This is a genomic window from Pseudomonas sp. P4_B4 (assembly GCF_056402255.1).
Genome location: NZ_JBFUHS010000013.1, coordinates 114,083 through 130,369 on the forward strand (window position 1 = coordinate 114,083; position 16,287 = coordinate 130,369).

12 protein-coding genes and 2 pseudogenes are annotated in these 16,287 nt (G+C 48.9%); 4 read left to right on the forward strand and 10 right to left on the reverse strand.

From position 1 onward, the window contains the following. Positions 1–117: 117 nt before the first annotated feature. A complete protein-coding gene (locus AC1DVE_RS15825; RefSeq protein ID WP_477784031.1) occupies positions 118–2,091 on the forward strand; it encodes an alkyl/aryl-sulfatase in 1,974 nt (657 codons plus the stop codon). A 164-nt stretch (positions 2,092–2,255) separates the two neighbouring features. On the opposite strand, the pseudogene AC1DVE_RS15830 reads toward AC1DVE_RS15825, so the two are convergent. From AC1DVE_RS15830 to AC1DVE_RS15875, 10 genes and pseudogenes are all read right to left on the reverse strand, one after another. Further along, a pseudogene (locus AC1DVE_RS15830) lies at positions 2,256–2,405 on the reverse strand (helix-turn-helix domain-containing protein); the annotation flags it as partial. Between the two features lie 448 nt (positions 2,406–2,853). Then, complete coding sequence (locus tag AC1DVE_RS15835) at positions 2,854–4,203, reverse strand: KamA family radical SAM protein (RefSeq protein ID WP_477784032.1); 1,350 nt, start codon at positions 4,201–4,203, stop codon at positions 2,854–2,856. Positions 4,204–4,366: 163 nt separating this feature from the next. Then, positions 4,367–5,494 carry a pyridoxal phosphate-dependent aminotransferase gene (locus AC1DVE_RS15840; protein WP_477784033.1) on the reverse strand — a complete coding sequence of 376 codons (1,128 nt, stop codon included), beginning with the start codon at positions 5,492–5,494 and terminating at the stop codon, positions 4,367–4,369. An 18-nt stretch (positions 5,495–5,512) separates the two neighbouring features. Continuing rightward, complete coding sequence (locus AC1DVE_RS15845; protein ID WP_477784034.1) at positions 5,513–6,586, reverse strand: aspartyl/asparaginyl beta-hydroxylase domain-containing protein; 1,074 nt, start codon at positions 6,584–6,586, stop codon at positions 5,513–5,515. 143 nt (positions 6,587–6,729) lie between these two features. Further along, positions 6,730–8,070, reverse strand: coding sequence for an MATE family efflux transporter (locus AC1DVE_RS15850; RefSeq protein WP_477784040.1), 1,341 nt, complete (start codon positions 8,068–8,070; stop codon positions 6,730–6,732). 37 nt (positions 8,071–8,107) lie between these two features. Then, positions 8,108–8,947, reverse strand: coding sequence for a hypothetical protein (locus AC1DVE_RS15855; protein WP_477784035.1), 840 nt, complete (start codon positions 8,945–8,947; stop codon positions 8,108–8,110). A 75-nt stretch (positions 8,948–9,022) separates the two neighbouring features. Then, positions 9,023–10,135, reverse strand: a complete 1,113-nt coding sequence (gene blsG / locus AC1DVE_RS15860; RefSeq protein ID WP_477784036.1) for an arginine 2,3-aminomutase — start codon at positions 10,133–10,135, stop codon at positions 9,023–9,025. Further along, on the reverse strand, positions 10,107–11,702 hold the full coding sequence (locus tag AC1DVE_RS15865; RefSeq protein WP_477784037.1) for an asparagine synthetase B family protein: 1,596 nt from the start codon (positions 11,700–11,702) through the stop codon (positions 10,107–10,109). The genes blsG and AC1DVE_RS15865 overlap by 29 nt, the downstream gene beginning before the upstream one ends. Beyond that, on the reverse strand, positions 11,703–13,094 hold the full coding sequence (locus AC1DVE_RS15870) for an ATP-grasp domain-containing protein (protein WP_477784038.1): 1,392 nt from the start codon (positions 13,092–13,094) through the stop codon (positions 11,703–11,705). After that, positions 13,091–13,315, reverse strand: coding sequence for a hypothetical protein (locus AC1DVE_RS15875; protein WP_477784039.1), 225 nt, complete (start codon positions 13,313–13,315; stop codon positions 13,091–13,093). The genes AC1DVE_RS15870 and AC1DVE_RS15875 overlap by 4 nt, the downstream gene beginning before the upstream one ends. A 209-nt stretch (positions 13,316–13,524) precedes the next feature. On the opposite strand from AC1DVE_RS15875, the pseudogene AC1DVE_RS15880 reads away from it, so the two are divergent. The 3 genes and pseudogenes from AC1DVE_RS15880 to AC1DVE_RS15890 all read left to right on the forward strand — a co-directional run. Continuing rightward, a pseudogene (locus tag AC1DVE_RS15880) lies at positions 13,525–13,686 on the forward strand (helix-turn-helix domain-containing protein); the annotation flags it as partial. Positions 13,687–13,704: 18 nt separating this feature from the next. Next, positions 13,705–14,121: a DUF3010 family protein gene (locus AC1DVE_RS15885; RefSeq protein WP_223537759.1), complete on the forward strand. Its 417-nt coding sequence runs from the start codon at positions 13,705–13,707 to the stop codon at positions 14,119–14,121. Between the two features lie 442 nt (positions 14,122–14,563). Next, on the forward strand, positions 14,564–15,994 hold the full coding sequence (locus tag AC1DVE_RS15890) for an IS1182 family transposase (RefSeq protein WP_223456272.1): 1,431 nt from the start codon (positions 14,564–14,566) through the stop codon (positions 15,992–15,994). Positions 15,995–16,287 lie beyond the last annotated feature (293 nt).

A 16,287-nucleotide genomic window follows, 5' to 3' on the forward strand; every position in this document is an offset into this window, starting at 1 on the left:
CATGGGCCAAGGATAGCGGCCCTGAATGGTTTTTGTCCGCTGACGATCATGGCCCCGGTCGGCCATCGCCCTACCCTCCAGTCTGGTCTGACCATAACGATAAAAAACGGAGACGCCATGCCTCGTTTCACCTTGAGCCCTCGTGGGCTACTCGCTTGCCTGATCACTGCCTGCCTTGCGCAATCGGTGGTCGCCGCCGATGGACCGGTCGCGGCCAGCCCGCAAACCACGGCCAGTAACGCCGCCGTGCTGCAACAACTGCCGTTCACCGACCGCACCGACTACGAGTCGGTCACCAAGGGTTTGATCGCGCCGTTCAAGGGCCAGGTCAAGGACGCCTCGGGCAAGGTCATCTGGGATATCCAGGCCTATGACTTCCTCGCCAAGGACCAGGCCCCGGAGTCGGTCAACCCGAGCCTCTGGCGCCTGGCCCAGCTCAGCGCCCATGCCGGGTTGTTCGAAGTCAGCCCTCGGCTGTATCAGGTGCGCGGCCTTGACCTGGCCAACATGACCATCATCGAAGGCGATGACGGGCTGATCATCATCGACCCGCTGACCATGGCCGAAACCGCCAAGGCGGCGCTGGACCTGTACTACCAGAACCGTCCGCACAAACCGGTGGTGGCGGTGATCTACAGCCACACCCACGTCGACCACTTCGGGGGCGTGCGCGGGGTCATTGACGAAGCCGACGTCAAGGCCGGCAAGGTCAAGGTATTCGCCCCCGCCGGGTTCATGGAACACGTGATGAGCGAGAACGTCTACGCCGGCAACGCCATGAGCCGCCGCGCGCAGTTCCAGTTCGGCAGCCTGCTGCCCCGTGGTGAAAAAGGCCAGGTCGATGCCGGCCTGGGCAAGAGCACGCCGAGCGGCGGCACCGTCACCCTGATCCCGCCCACCGACCTGATCGACAAGGAACTGGAAACCCGCACCATCGCCGGCCTCGACGTGGAATTCCAGTTGACCCCGGGCACCGAGGCGCCAGCGGAGATGAACCTGTACCTGCCGCAGTTGCGCGCCTTGTGCATGGCGGAAAACGCCACGCAAATGATGCACAACATCCTCACCCCCCGCGGCGCGCAAGTGCGAGACGCCAAGGCCTGGGCCGAGTACCTGGACGGCAGCCTGGCGCGTTACGGCGACAAGAGCGACGTATTGTTCGCCCAGCACAACTGGCCGACCTGGGGTGGCGAGCGCATCCGCACCTTCCTCGCCGACCAGCGCGACATGTACGCCTTCCTCAATGACCGCACCCTGCACTTGCTGAACCAGGGCCTGACGCCGCTGGAAATCGCCGATTCGATCAAGAAACTGCCCGGCAGCCTGGACCAGAAGTGGTACACCCGTGGCTACTACGGCTCACTGAGTTTCAACACCCGCGCGGTGTATCAACGTTACATGGGTTTCTATGACGGTAACCCGGCCAACCTCAATCCGCTGCCGCCGGTAGAAACGGCCAAGCGTTCGGTCGAAGCCATGGGCGGCGAAGCGGCGGTGCTGGGGAAAATGCAGGCGGCGATGGCCAAGGGTGAATACCGCTGGGCCGCGCAACTGGGCAATCAGGTGCTGTTCGCCAACCCGGATAACGGCGACGCTCGCAAAGCCCAGGCCCAAGCGCTGGAGCAAATGGGCTATCAAAGTGAAAACGCCACCTGGCGCAACATGTACCTGACCGGTGCCATGGAACTGCGCAACGGTGTGCCACCCAATGCGGGCACTTCGGTATCCGTGGACATGGTGCGGGCGATGAGCCCGCAGATGTTCTTCGACTTCCTGGCGGTGCGCCTGGACAGTGAAAAGGCCGTAGGCCATGACCTGACCCTAAACTGGACCTTCGATGACCTGAACAAGGACTTCAACCTGACCCTGCGCAATGGCGTGTTGACCCACCGTGCCGGGCTCAATGCTCAGGCGGATGCCAGCGTGACCATGAGCAAGGCCACCCTGGAACAGATCAGCCTCAAGCAACTGGATATCCCGACGGCGATGCAGAAAGGCCTGATCAAGTTGCAAGGCAATGGCAAGAAACTTGGGGAGTTGATGAGCAGCCTCGATACCTTTGCGCCGCAGTTCAATATCGTCACGCCTTGAACGGATGACGCGGGAAACCGCGTCGCCTTCTTCGCGAGCAGGCTCGCTCCCACAAAGATCCATGTCGTGCACAGCATTTATGAACGACACACACCAACTGTGGGAGATTCTATGGTTGAGGGGAAGCCCTCAACCTGCTTTCGGTTGGTATTCACTCTGCCCTTTCAGCAGCGCTCATACTTCGTCCGATAGCTGCGGGTGAAATACGAAGGCGATTCAAAGCCGCACGCAATGTTCACTTCCAGCACGCTCATGTCGGCCTGACGCAGCAACTGCCGCGCCTTTTCCAGCCGCAAGCGCAGATAAATATTGGCTAATAGCGGTGAAATAGGCGCACCTTGTGGTGTGCCCTGCTCCGCAGTAGTTCGCTTTCCGTTTTCAAGAACACCCGTACGCTGCCATCGGACTATTAACGCTAACACCCGTCAATCCGCGACTCGGTGTTGCAGAAAGCACATCATCCACTCGTGATCGATGGTGTCAAAGAACGCGCGAATAGTTGAGCGGGCTGCTCACATTGAAGTCGGTGGGATGTGTGGAGCACTTACTCAAAACCCAAGGCAGGAGCCGTATGCGGTAATTCCGCACGTACGGATCTGTGCGGGGGTGGCAGGTGGCTGCCATTCCTACCGCGACCAGTTGATCTCGCGTCCTGCGGTTATGAAACGCGGATCCATGAAAACCGCGCGCAGAGTATTGGGTGGGAGCACATTGTCCCAGCCTGGCAGTTTGATCATCAGCGGCAACGCTGGCAAAAACGGGTTAAGAAACTTCCCTCTCGAAAAAGAACGCAGTCTCCCCAAAAGCCGGTTTTAGTTGATCGAACCACGTAGCATCGGGATCAAATCGTGCGAAGAATGGCCTCTGCACCCAATCCGGGTTTCGTGCTTGGATAAAACGTAAAACAAACACCTTTTCTCCTCGAATTTCAGCTACACCGCAGACCTCAACTTTCCCCGGATCTGCGCTCATCGAAGGTCCTCTGGCAGTCCTGGCAATACCTGAAACTTGTTTGACCGCGTCCCGGTAAACTTCCCACGCACATACAAGAGGGACTTCAAAATACCGGCGGGCCCCGGTATCACGCTCGATAAACATATAGTAAGGAATAATGCCTAGTTGAATTTGCGTCTGCCAGAGCCGCGCCCAGACGTCAGCAGAGTCATTGATATGCGCCAGCAACGGGCCCTGGCTACGTATTTGAGCGCCCGTTTGTCGAACACGAAGAATAGCCTCTCGAGCAATGGCAGGCTCAAGTTCCGCCCAATGATTATAATGAGCCATTAACGCTAAGTGTTTACCGCTGCTGATGATCTTCCTAAATAGATCAAGAAGTTCACCTGCGTCGCTGTCAGTCACAAACCGCTGAGGCCAGAAAGAAAGCGCCTTCGTACCAATTCGGATAGTGTGGATGTGCTCGAATTCAGGCGTCAAAAGAGGTTCTAGGTAAGCACGTAGATTGCCTGTCTTCATAACTAGCGGATCTCCGCCAGTAATTAAAACATCAGTCACATTAGGGTTGGCCCGAAGGTAATCCAATAGCTGGGCGTTTTCCTTAGCTGCAATCTTGAGCGATTGGTCACCCGTGAATTGGGCCCAACGGAAACAAAAAGTACAGTAGCTATGGCAAATCTGACCAGCGCTTGGAAAAAACAGTACAGTCTCACGATATTTGTGCTGGACACCCGTTACTGTCACGCCAGACAGTGAAGGAATATTACGCTCCAGTTGTCCTGCTGGATGGGGATTAAGTCTAGCTCTAACCGATTTTATCTCAACCTCACAGGATGAGCGGTCGGAATTCCCTAGAAGTAAAGATGCTATTAGATCAAAAGACTCGTTATCCAGCATATCCTTCTGGGGGAAGGTAAGCTGGTATATAGGGTCGTTTGGAATATTGTTCCAGTCGATCAATTCTTTGATAACATATTCATTGACTCGAAATGGCAGAACGCTTGCCACCACCTTCATCGCCCAAACAGTCCGGCTGTCTAATTTAGCAAGCTGAGGAATATGATCAATTTGATTCAAGGTGTAAACCTTGAATCGTTCAACTTGGAATTTTTCTGTGAGGTTTTCAACACTTACTGCTGTATTTTCAATGGTATGCATAATTAGTGACCAATAAAATTTTAGGGCGGAAATATAGGTGGCTATAAGATATGGAGCTGTCTTTACCTAAAATAAATGTCGCGACCAACTATAATATCTGATGAAACCATGGAGCCTCCAAGCGACAACGGTTTCCACACTAGTAACACCTGTTGTATGAAAATCAGCGATGGTGGACAAGATCAATAATTCTCCCGCACGCTTCTTTAATTTCAGCTTCATTAACGGAAGAAATAGAGATGCGGATATGGTCCTTCATACCGTAAGAAGACCCTGCCGTGGTCGAAACGGATTTCACATTGAGGAGATCGTCTACAAATTGGGTATCCGAATTCCAAGTAGCACCCAATACTCGGGAAATGTCAGGCAATAGAAAGAAACCACCCTGCGGCCGTACAATGTCAAACGTAGTGCTTAATAATTTATGGCAGTAATAGGCTCGTTGTTGCAACTCATCAACACGTTCTTTAAGAATGCTCTTAGGCAACGCCACGGCTGCCAAGGCACCGTACTGCGCAAATGTACACGCATTGTCCGTCATGACGCCCTGAAGCGTAGAGCATCGGTCGATGATTTTTCTATCCGCGAACATATAGCCTATTCTAAAACCAGACATAGAGAACAGTTTTGAGAACGTACGTGTAACCACCAGCAGGCTAGAGTCGGCCATAAGATCCAGAGGGCTAACATATTCATCGCTACCGAAAATGATGCCTTCGTAGGCTTCATCGGAAATGAGTAGAAAGCCAAACTCTTGAGATAACGCCACCAATTCTAGAATATCTCGTCGACTGAGAATCAAGCCAGTGGGATTGTGAGGTGAGTTAATAATCAACGCCTTGGTTTTGAGAGTCACCAACTTGCGAACTTCAACTATGTCGAGACCCTTATTTCCCATTTCGTAATCGACGGCAATACCCCCATTAAGTTCTATGTAAGATCTATAGGCGGGCCAGCATGGATTCGGAATCAGAATTTCATCCGCGTTGGATAATATGCATTTCATCAACATGAACAAAGCCTGGCTTGAACCATTAGAAACTAAAATTTCGGCCGGGGCGAACAACTTACTATGTTGTTGAAAACATCTCTCGATCAACGCGTTTTTTAAAACATCTAGGCCGGTAAGATTACAATAGCCAGTGTGCCCACTTATTAAGGCGTCAATCGTCGCGCGAGAAACTTCCTGCGGGACTTCAAGGTTTAGCTCACCGTCGTGCATCTGAATTAAGTCACGTATTTTAGGACCTTCACTCAATACCTTCGATAACTGCTGGCTCGGGTTTGACATGATTTTCACCAACTGTAATTATTTTAAGTGTCGCAGCATCTGCCGCGAGGAGACTTCAGTGAAAAAAGCTTTCGCCGACGGGCTCAGGTCCCCGGGCCAGAAATCAAACATCAGATTTACACGAGTACATTCACTATGGTTCCAAGACTCATGCTGAAAAGTCGTGTCAATGACTGCTATTTCACCCGTTCTCCAACTAACGATCTCTTCCCCGATTCTCAGCCCAGATAATCCATCGTCAGCACAAAGGATAGGAAGATGTAACGTCAGCATAGGATAAACATAATCCAGATGCGGCTCGATGTGACCGCCCGGTTCTAGGCTTGAAAGCACAACCTCTCTGATAGTAGCGCCTGGCACAACATCCTCGACAAAGCGAATCGTATTTGGAACCAGGTCAGCGTATACAGCAACTTTTTGACCTCCTTTATAAAGTGGAACTGATTTCCACAAAGGATCGCCATGAAAGGGATATTTTTCCTGGGTGTTCTTATGTTTTTCATAGAGCTGGATTAGTTCCTGCGTCATCTCGGCAAGAAGCGTATCAATGCCTGAGAGGAAGCTGAAATCGTCTTTAGACCAAAGAGGCTTTCTGGGTCCGAACGACGACTTAAATCCGTTGATATTTATATTCGTAGGATAAGGTATAGGCATGACAGGCTTAAGCAAACCGCTGGATAGGCGGCTAGAGCGTGATAATTCTCTTCCATGAAGTTCCGACTCAATTAGATCGAGGATACACTCGCGAGTTTTATCATCAATATCGCAAAGGTCATCTAATGCCTCGTACCATAATGCGAGCACAGGCTCCCGCCACTTTAGAGCAGAACTGCAGGAAATCACAATCGTCGCATATAACCAGATTATGAGGCAAAGTAGTAGTAACTGGCTTGATACTAAAAGTCCAAATCCGACTAATTCAGTTCTGTTATAGAGTCCCGCCACCAACGTAAAAACGGAGAGCGGAACGAGCCAACAGGTGTAGCTACCAAAACGTCGCACGGTGGAATAAGGTACGACGATATTGAGCATATCAAATTGGGAGCGAATAATCGGCCAGGCGCTGATAGTATAGAGAAGAAAAAATAACAAGCAGCAGTAAGCCACCGAATATATCAACAAAAAACCCTTCGGTACCGCCAGAATAAGCAATATAGATAGTATTACTAAGCAACCTATTACGAATATACTGTGTTTCAGTATGTAATTTATACCTCGAATGCCGTATAGATTTCTCATGCCGAAACCTGCGCCGGAGCCTTGTATCGGATCCATCTAAATAGAAGTAGAGAGAACAGAGCTATAAGTCCAAGCCCTACGCCACACCATACACCCGCTGCTCCTAGGTCAGTATAAAATGCCAAGACGAGAGCGAGCGGTAGCCCCACTAGCCAAAAACAAATAATCGAAAGCAACATCGGAAAGACGGTCTGTTTCAAGCCCCTAAATATACCGAGCAGTACCATTTGACTTCCATCAAAGAAATGGAAGATTCCTAATATGCAGACAAAAAGGCTAGAAAGCTTGATGAGCTCGTCATCTCCACCTTCACCGCGAGCAACAAATAGCTGAACAATATCATGGGAAAAAATAATCAGGATAGAAGACATTACAGTGAGTACTATCCAGCCGAGCCATAAAGCACTCCATCCGGCGTCACTCGTCCGCCGCGAATACACACCCAAAGGAGAGCAGAGACTTATTCTCGTAGTAGAAGCTTGAGAAATGCCATTAGGTATTGTAAATACGACTTGAAGAACTTGCATTGCGATACCATGAGCAGCCAACGCAACGACTCCAAACTTACCCACTATGATTGTGAGGATGAAGAAAAATAACGTGTCATTTGCCTGCGTTAAAGAGACCGGAATACCGTTTCTTAAAATAGGCAGCATCAACCACCCTCTCACTACTGTCAATTTTATACAGTGCTGCCGCTCCCTGAACTGCGGATTCATTAGGCCCAATATGACCAGCAATATACAAAGCAAAATGTTTGTTAGCGTCGTGGCGATACCTGCGCCGAACAAACCCAAGGGGGGTATCCAAAAAAAACCAAATATTAGAATCAGGTTAGCAACGAAGTTAAAGATCGCTGCTATAATAATTGCGATTACTGTATATCGCGCTGATCCTATTATTGATAACACATTTCTGAGGTGTACAAATAAAATCGCTGGGCCGATGCTCCACATCAGGCTATTCATGTAATTCTGAGCTTCGAGAGACAAAAGCGGATCCTGGCCAAAAAAAACTAATATTTCTTTCGTAAAATAGAGCATTGCTAAGCATATTAAAAACGCAGCTACTATGAGCTGAATGCAGCTGGTCGATACAGATGCATATTGTTCTTCTTTTGCCTTAGATCCTAATGCATCAGTAATAAACGGGATGGTAGAGATGAGTAGCCCGGAAAATAATAAAAACAGAAGATAGTAGAGGCCCTGTGCCAAAGTCGACGCAGCTAACGCCTCGGTACTAATCCATCCAGCCATTATTACGTCCGTAGTTGCAATAATCACATGCGCGATATTGCCAGATACAAAGGCTAGCGAGAGCCGGGAACTCTCGCGCATCTCGGATGTATATCTACGGGAAAGCCTCGCGGCACGGTTATATATCAGTGATGATATCAAGACTGTACTCCTGGCCTAGGTGCTTAGACACATCCTTGGAAATCTGTACTCTTTTCAGCCATCGATCCGTTCCATCATACTTTGGCGTAAATTGTGGCCTGCCATGAGCGCACTTGTAGTTGTTGATAAACAAAACCTGTGCTTCGTTCATTGATAAGTCAAAGGTTGCTGACTCAACCAGCTTGATAAAATCCTTAAAATCTAGTTCTTCGCACTGAGACATTTTGCTGTAGTCAACGTAGACAGGATCATAAATGAAGCTGTAGCCCTCGGTAGGTGATTCTTGCAGTACCGCCGTCTCTAGAGCTGTTGGCTTATATTCGATCGTAGAGGGTCGGTCGGAAAGAATGGTATAACGGGTCTCAGTTAACCTGTGCTTGAGTGTTGCATCAACAGCTGAAAAATCTGGGCAAGACAGCAAGTTTTGGACTTTATCGTCGTTTCTTACACATAAAAAACCAAGTACATCTGCCCTATAAGGTAAAGCGGGGTCTTCAGTATGCAGTTCTAAATGCACAGAACCACTTCCCAACTGCTTATTTCTATCTTTGAAGATTGGGAATATTTCTTGAACAAGCTTACCGTTCTGCAGGTCGCTATAACCGAAGACATCACCAACATGCCTTGAAAGCTGAAGAAATAAATCATCGTAGTTTGAATGGCAGTCGTCTCTCCAATGTTTCGGCGTCGGTCGCTGTTGATTGGCTTTAGGAAGGTCTAATATTGTGATGTCAGATGAAAAACTAAAGTCTTCTTCAAATTGAGCGACAATAGATTCTGGGCTTAACATTGAGTAGTCTAATTTAGTAAATATCATATCAGTACCAAAGAAATGGTAAATTAGTTAGTTTCAAAGCCACCAGGTAGCGACCCACTCGCGAGTCAGTTGACCTCAAGGAATTTCAAGCGTTTTATGATCATAGCCAAGCACAAAATTCTTAGAACCTAGTTTATAGAAGTACTGGTTATTCAAAGGAATCTTCCCAAGCTTAGTGGTGTAAACATACTGTGGGACGCTGAAACCAGTTTCATAACCGTGCAGCTGCTCCATAATTTCAAGGCCCTTTTCTATCGACGTCCTAAAGTGCGACACGCCTTGAACATTGTCCGCGTGGTATAGGTAATAAGGCCTTACCCTGCCTTTCACCAGCATCCGGTTCAACGTTCTAAGTGTTTCGACGTCGTCGTTCACACCACGCAACAGCACTGTCTGGTTTTGCACTGGTATACCGTGGGAAAGAAGTTTATCTACCGCGCTTAAGGCCTCAGGAGTCACTTCCACGGGATGATTGAAATGGGTGCTAAACCAGATCGATTTGAATTCGGACAACATCTTACAAAAATCATCTGTTATCCGCTGCGGAAGAAAAACCGGGTACCGTGAGCCAATGCGTACAAAATCTACGTGGGGGATTGCATTGAGCCTAGATATAATGCCATGCAAAAGCTTATCGGAAAGAATTAGCGGGTCGCCTCCGGTAAGTAATACGTCGCTGATGTTTTTGTTGTTTGCGATGTACTCTATGTCTTGATCATATGAAGCGGGAAGCTCTTTATTGTAATAACTGCCTGACTTATCAGTTGTGTGAAACTTTCTAGTGCAGTGTCTGCAATAAACTGGGCAAGTATCCGACACTAGGAATATGACTCGGTTTGGATACTTATGTACGACGCGTCTGGTTTTCATATAAATCATATCACCCACCGGGTCTACATCCTCCTGCTGATTACTCTCATCAACTTCTTTTGGGTGGGGTATGCTTTGCAGCCGAATCGGACAATTCTCATTGGTCTCGTCCATCAGTGATGCATAATATGGAGTAATCATCCACTTATACTGGCTCTCTGTTTGCTCAATGCCCTTCAATTCTGTATCACTGAGAGTTACCCAGGCTTCCAGCTGAGCCTTGGTGCGAATTGCATTCTTCATTTGAAATTTGTGGTCGCCCCATTGGTCGGAAGACAGTAAATCCTGTTTACTCAAAGTGTCCTTTGCAATAATCATTTTTATTATCCTTCGCTGGCAGGGGAACTGACGAGGTTTTATCAAAATCTTTAGTTGTCGAGGTCGTCCATCCGCCGCTATGATAATCGAGACCTTGCACCTTATATCGACTGCCTGGAAGTTCAAAGCCGAACTCTTGGAATATCAAAGCAGCATTATTAATTGCATTATCTTCCAATGGAAAAGGCTTGCTATCCAGGCTCTCACTCATTGATTGAAGTACGTCAAAAATGAGTCCACCTATACCTGACCCTTCAGACATCCTCATTTTTGGTCGCCGAGTGATATAATCTGGTAATTCGAGGGAAAAAGCGTCCCTCAGTAAAACTTTTGTAAAATCATCTCTTACATGGAACTCCATCGGAGCCGATATTATAAAATCGAAAAGATCTTTGTCGAGAAACGGTACACGGCATTCCACTGTATTGAACATGCTCATTCTATCCACACGCTGTAGATCAGTTCGATACAGGTTCTTAACTTTATGTAACTGAAGCGCACGACGGTCACTGCCCCCTTGAAAGAAGTCATAACCAGCGAACAACTCATCACTTCCATCTCCAGATAGAGCTATACGTATCCCGTCTTCTTTCATCCGGGAGAAAGCAGAATGTATAGTTAACGCATCAGTTATATCTACGGGTTCAAATTGTTCAGATACATATATACTGGTTCTAATAGACTGCATCAGATCTACACGATCAACATCAGAAATAACTATTTTAATGCCAAGTTCTTTGCATAATCTCTGCGCGAATACTACGTCAGCTGAGCCAGCCACTCCGACCGTGTAGGCGGTGACGTTCTTATGGTATAGGTTAGCAAGATAAAGAATTATCGCGCTATCTAGCCCGCCAGAGAAAACTACGCCTACCGGAAGATCCGTATTGACTTGACGTTTTACCGAGAGGTGCAGTAGCTCATTGCATTTATTTACCGTAGACTTGTAATCTCGTCGCGGCCCTATGGTTTCGCTAATTAAATAATATGCGTTCTGTCGACCGTCCACCCAATAATGTCCAGGGAGGATTTCTTGTGTCTTGTTGGTCAACCCAATTAGTGCTTTCAGTTCCGATGCGAAATAGAGGACAGTTCCATCTTTAGTCAAGTATAGAGGCTTTACGCCCAGCCGATCCCTCGCAGCGAAAATGGTGTTGTCTCCCGGTGAGTAGATAATAAACGCGAATATACCATTGAGTCGGGTCAGACAAGATTTCCCCCAGTGAGTATAGGCTCTAAGAACTAGCTCGGTATCTGAACAGCCTAAAAACTTAACTCCACGTGATAATAAAATTAATCGCAACTCATTCAAGTTGTAAATTTCACCATTAAATACAATTGCGTGACCAGAAATATTATCTATGAACGGCTGATTGTTGTCTTCTCTCTCTACGATAGGCAAGCGATTGGTACCAATAGCAGCATGAGAAAATATAAAGCGCTCTCCAAAGCTTTCAGCAGCGCCTCTATGGGAGATCCTCCCCAACATTTTTAATAAAGTAGCCTCAAAGTCGCGCTTTTCATCAGAGCGGGTAGAAGTCTCAAAAATTGCAGCTATTCCGCACATTTAGCGCTGCTCCAGTAATTTGTCTTCACGATATTCAGATGTTTCGACTTTAATGTTTCTCTCATACTCTTTATGGACATGAAGTATCTCGTCTATAGACGTTGCCCTCACCCACATTTTTGCGATATAAGCCTCTTCGTTCTCTACATCGAAGAAACCATCTTTGTGGCCGTTAGTAGTAGGCAATACCTGCGATAAAATCTCACACGCAGAATCAATTTCTGGAAGCTTTATAGCTTTGATGTAGCCTGAGCGAGTTGGATAGAATAGAAGCATCGCGTAGACGGCGTCCTCCGGCAAGATCGGAAGGTCATCCGCCAAATGGTGCCCTATGGTTACTGGCTTACTTGTTATGTAATTGACGTTTAAGGCATACGCATCACATGAGCACAGATCCTTAAGTGCTTCGTCCACGAAGAACCCGCCTAGCCTCGGGTTCACCTCAATCACTTGGGGGCCGTTTTTGGATAATTTGAACTCAACGTGTAAAAATCCGTTCTTTACCTTCAGTGCTTTTATAGAGCTGCTAATAGTTGATACGATCAACGATATCTGGTCGTTAGAAAAGCTTTGCGGTGGTGTAACTATGACCTTTTCTAAAACCGTATTGGAGGTGTTGCTTGTTATCATCTTTTCAAATATCAACATCGGGTGAATGTTGCCGTCGATAACCAAGCACTCTAAAGAACCTTCAGGCCCCTCAATGAATTCTTCAATTAACACAGAAACGCCCGGCGTATATAGCACAGGACCTTCTTCTGGGGAACTAAGCCATTTTACAGCTCCCGAGAAAGAATAGGCTCCAGGCACGTCAGGAAATCTTTGTATGAAGTGATTATATGCTTTCTCAAGACTCTTTCGGTCATCACATATCGAGACAAACGCCGAGCCACCCCCGTATACCGGCTTCATCACTACGGGAAATATAAGATCATTCATAGTTTCGAAATTTCCGTTGAAGAGCCTGAAATTTACCGACCTAACACCTTTTATATTGCTAAGTTGCGAACGCATTAAATATTTATTGTTACAGTTCTCTAGCGGCTCGGCGCTGTAATATTTAAGCCCGCACTGCCTAGCGATATATTCAACTACATGGTTAGCGTCCCCACGCGGCGTGACATGCGCTGGATAGCAAAACAGTCCTATCACACTGCATGTCCGGCTTAAACGTTCTACTGCGCAGAGTACTTCGCTAGTTTCAATACTATCCACCAAGACAACTTCATCACTTTCGTCGTTGGCTTCCCTAATATTTTTGCTATCTTTTGCGATTATTGTTATGCACCTGATACCTTCTTTTGCTGCGGCTTGAAAGTGCAATCTTCTATACAAATATAGTGAGGTTGATAAATAGTCGTTATCTATGAAAATTAATATTTCTGGCTTCATATATATAGGCCCATGATCATATTCGTTGTTGTAAAACGAGATAGCGAGCATTGGTTGGCTGTGGGCGGATGAGCATAGGCGTAAGCCCGTTGTTGCTCAATAATCCTCAAGACGTCTTTGTTCGCCCCTTCAAGTTGCTGCGAGAAAAGGTAATTTTTTTGGCTGCGAAGAAAATCTGGGGAGGCTTCATTGGTGTACACAGATGAGAGGGGAGCATTCATTTCCAAAATCCTTATCTGTGATGGGTGTCCATGAATGATGCGGCACAAACTAAATAATTCGTACCGCCGAACTCACAGTCACAGGAAGGAAAAAGAAACTTCGCAATAATGGATACTAAAAATCCTACAGAAATTTCTGCTCGACAAGGTGCAAGACAATTTCAATCAAGCTTTCACAGTCCGTTGATCTTCCCTCGGACAGCGCTCCATGGCGCAAGCACTTGAACCTTACACGGGATGAAGTGGCCAATCGGATGGGTGTCTCTCCGCCGGCATTTGCCCAGCAAGAGCCCCTCTCAAAGCCTCGGAAGGCCACTCGCGAAAAAATAGCAGCGGGATTTGGTATTACCGCTAATCAACTTGAGCTTTAGGCTGTGAAAGGGATCGAAATGAAAGTCTGCGGCATCGAAATCAAAGGCAGCGAAGCAATCATCGCCGTGGCCACGCTGGACGGTCAGGCGCTGAGCCATCTCACGCTCGCCACCAAGAAAATCGCCCTGGACGATGACGACGAAGCCGCCAACGTTAAAGTGTTTGGCGCTCAGGTCGCTTCGTTTGTCCGTGAGAATTCCATCGACCGCATCGTGATCAAGAAACGCAGCAAGAAGGGTGAGTTCGCGGGCGGGCCGACCACGTTCAAGATCGAAGGGGTTTTCCAGTTGCTGGAGAATTGCGAGGTGACGTTGATGTCGCCGCAGACCATTACCGCCCAGTGCAAGAAATTCAATGTCGAGCTGCCGCAGACGCTGAACAAGTATCAGCATGAGGCGTACAAGGCGGCGTGTTCGGCGCTTTTGAAGAAGTAACCCTTTTTGTCCTTTCAAAACAGATCGCTGCGGGAGCGGGCTTGCTCGCGAAAGCGGTGTGTCAGGCACGATGATGTTGCTCTTCGCGAGCAGGCTCGCTCCCACACTGGATCTGTGTCATTCACAAATGCTGTGAACAACCTGGATCCCTGTGGGTACGAGCTTGCGATGGCGGCATACCAGCCGATTACGGGCGAACGAAGCCCGCAAACAGGCCGACCGGTAGGTCGCCTCGCTTTTGCTTTTGCTTTTGCTTTTGCTTTTGCTTTTGCTTTGGCTTTGGCTTTTGATCTTCTTGCCCCATCGAGAGGCCGAGTGGAGGTTCTGCGCAGTGGGCAACCCGGCATGGATGCCGGGTTAGCCGCCSCCGGCCCAGAGTGTGTAAAAACATCCAAGCTAACCCTTGCTATGATTCCCCAGGATTTCATCGCAAGGGTTGCCCATGAAACGCTTTATTCAAGGTGAACACCGAGGTCAAAGTAACTTGCTCCCCGAGAGCCTGGACGATTACGTCAGCGACACCAATCCGGTGCGCGTTGTGGATGTCTTCGTTGATGAACTCGACCTGATCACCTTGGGTTTTGAAAGCGCTGTCCCCGCTGAAACCGGCCGACCGGCTTACCACCCGGCAGTCCTGCTGAAGATCTACATCTACGGCTATCTAAACCGCATCCAGTCGAGCCGACGCCTTGAACGCGAGGCGCAGCGCAACGTCGAACTGATGTGGCTGACCGGTCGCTTGATGCCGGACTTCAAGACCATCGCCAACTTCCGCAAAGACAACAGCAAAGCCATTCGAGGCGTCTGCCGCCAGTTTGTTGTGCTGTGCCAGCAGTTGGGACTTTTCGCGGAAAACCTGGTTGCTATCGACGGCAGCAAATTCAAGGCGGTGAACCACCGCGACCGCAATTTCACCAGCGCCAAGCTGAAGCGGCGGATGGAAGAAATCGAATCGAGCATTGGCCGTTATCTAAAGGCGCTGGATGCGGCTGATCGGGAAGAGCCCATGCCCTCGGGTCCCAAAAGCGGCGGCCTTGAAGAGAAAATCGCCAAACTAAAGGAGCAAATGAAAGCGCTTCAGGCGATTGAAATTCAGCTTGAGGAATCGCCTGACAAGCAGGTTTCACTGACCGACCCGGACGCCCGCTCGATGATGACGAGCGGCAAAGGAATCGTGGGTTACAACGTACAGACCGCGGTCGATACCAAGCACCATCTGATTGTCGCGCACGAAGTGACCAATGTGGGTCACGACCGTGATCAGCTCAGATCGATGGCGCTGCAGGCCCGTGAGGCGATGAAACTCGAATCTTTGTCGGTGGTGGCTGACCGAGGGTACTTCAAAAGCGGGGAAATCCTTGCCTGTTACGAGGCCGGAATTAGCGCTTATGTGCCGAAGACGCTGAGCTCGCGCGCCAAATTCGATGGCCGCTTCAACAATGACGAGTTTGTTTACGACGCGGACAAAGATGTGTACGTCTGCCCCGCCAAGGAAGTGCTGATCTGGCGCAACTCTTACGTCGACAATGGCAAGACGCTGAACAGTTACTGGAGCTCCAACTGCCGGGCCTGCTCGATAAAAGCACAATGCACACCGGCCAGAGAGCGAAAGGTTCGTCGCTGGGCACATGAGGCGGTGCTGGAGGAAATGCAGGTCCGCTTAGACAATGCGCCGCAGATGATGAGCATCCGCAAGCGGACCGTCGAACATCCCTTCGGGACGCTCAAACAATGGATGGGTGCGACACATTTTTTGACCCGACGGCTTGCCGGGGTGAGCACCGAAATGAGCTTGAATGTGCTCGCTTACAACTTGAAGCGAGTGATGAAAATCCTCGGTGCGCAGAATCTGATGAAAGCGCTGGCGGCCTGAAAAGCCTCCTTTTTTGCCCGATGGACGAGCTGAGAAGCGTTACTAGCGGCATTAAAAGCGGGCTGGAGCTACGAAGAACGCTTTAGGTGTAATTAGCCAGCCAAACATCGTCGGCGCTACGCGCCGACGATGTTTGAACTGGTTTTTACACACTCTGGGCCATGGATGGCCGATGGCGGCGGGCCCACGGAGCAGGACCGGAGCGAGGGCATGCCGAGCCTTGGCGAGGCACCGAACGTCAGGGGCAAGAGCCCTTGGTTACTTGGGGCTTATCCAAGTAACCCGCCGTAAGG

Coding starts and splice junctions, on each gene's coding strand:
- AC1DVE_RS15835 (WP_477784032.1), bottom strand. CDS start 4,203: ATGCATACCATTGAAAATACAGCAGTAAGTGTTGAAAACCTCACAGAA.
- blsG (WP_477784036.1), bottom strand. CDS start 10,135: ATGATTATTGCAAAGGACACTTTGAGTAAACAGGATTTACTGTCTTCC.
- AC1DVE_RS15870 (WP_477784038.1), bottom strand. CDS start 13,094: ATGAAGCCAGAAATATTAATTTTCATAGATAACGACTATTTATCAACC.
- AC1DVE_RS15885 (WP_223537759.1), top strand. CDS start 13,705: ATGAAAGTCTGCGGCATCGAAATCAAAGGCAGCGAAGCAATCATCGCC.
- AC1DVE_RS15875 (WP_477784039.1), bottom strand. CDS start 13,315: ATGAATGCTCCCCTCTCATCTGTGTACACCAATGAAGCCTCCCCAGAT.
- AC1DVE_RS15840 (WP_477784033.1), bottom strand. CDS start 5,494: ATGTCAAACCCGAGCCAGCAGTTATCGAAGGTATTGAGTGAAGGTCCT.
- AC1DVE_RS15850 (WP_477784040.1), bottom strand. CDS start 8,070: ATGCGCGAGAGTTCCCGGCTCTCGCTAGCCTTTGTATCTGGCAATATC.
- AC1DVE_RS15825 (WP_477784031.1), top strand. CDS start 118: ATGCCTCGTTTCACCTTGAGCCCTCGTGGGCTACTCGCTTGCCTGATC.
- AC1DVE_RS15890 (WP_223456272.1), top strand. CDS start 14,564: ATGAAACGCTTTATTCAAGGTGAACACCGAGGTCAAAGTAACTTGCTC.
- AC1DVE_RS15855 (WP_477784035.1), bottom strand. CDS start 8,947: ATGATATTTACTAAATTAGACTACTCAATGTTAAGCCCAGAATCTATT.
- AC1DVE_RS15865 (WP_477784037.1), bottom strand. CDS start 11,702: ATGTGCGGAATAGCTGCAATTTTTGAGACTTCTACCCGCTCTGATGAA.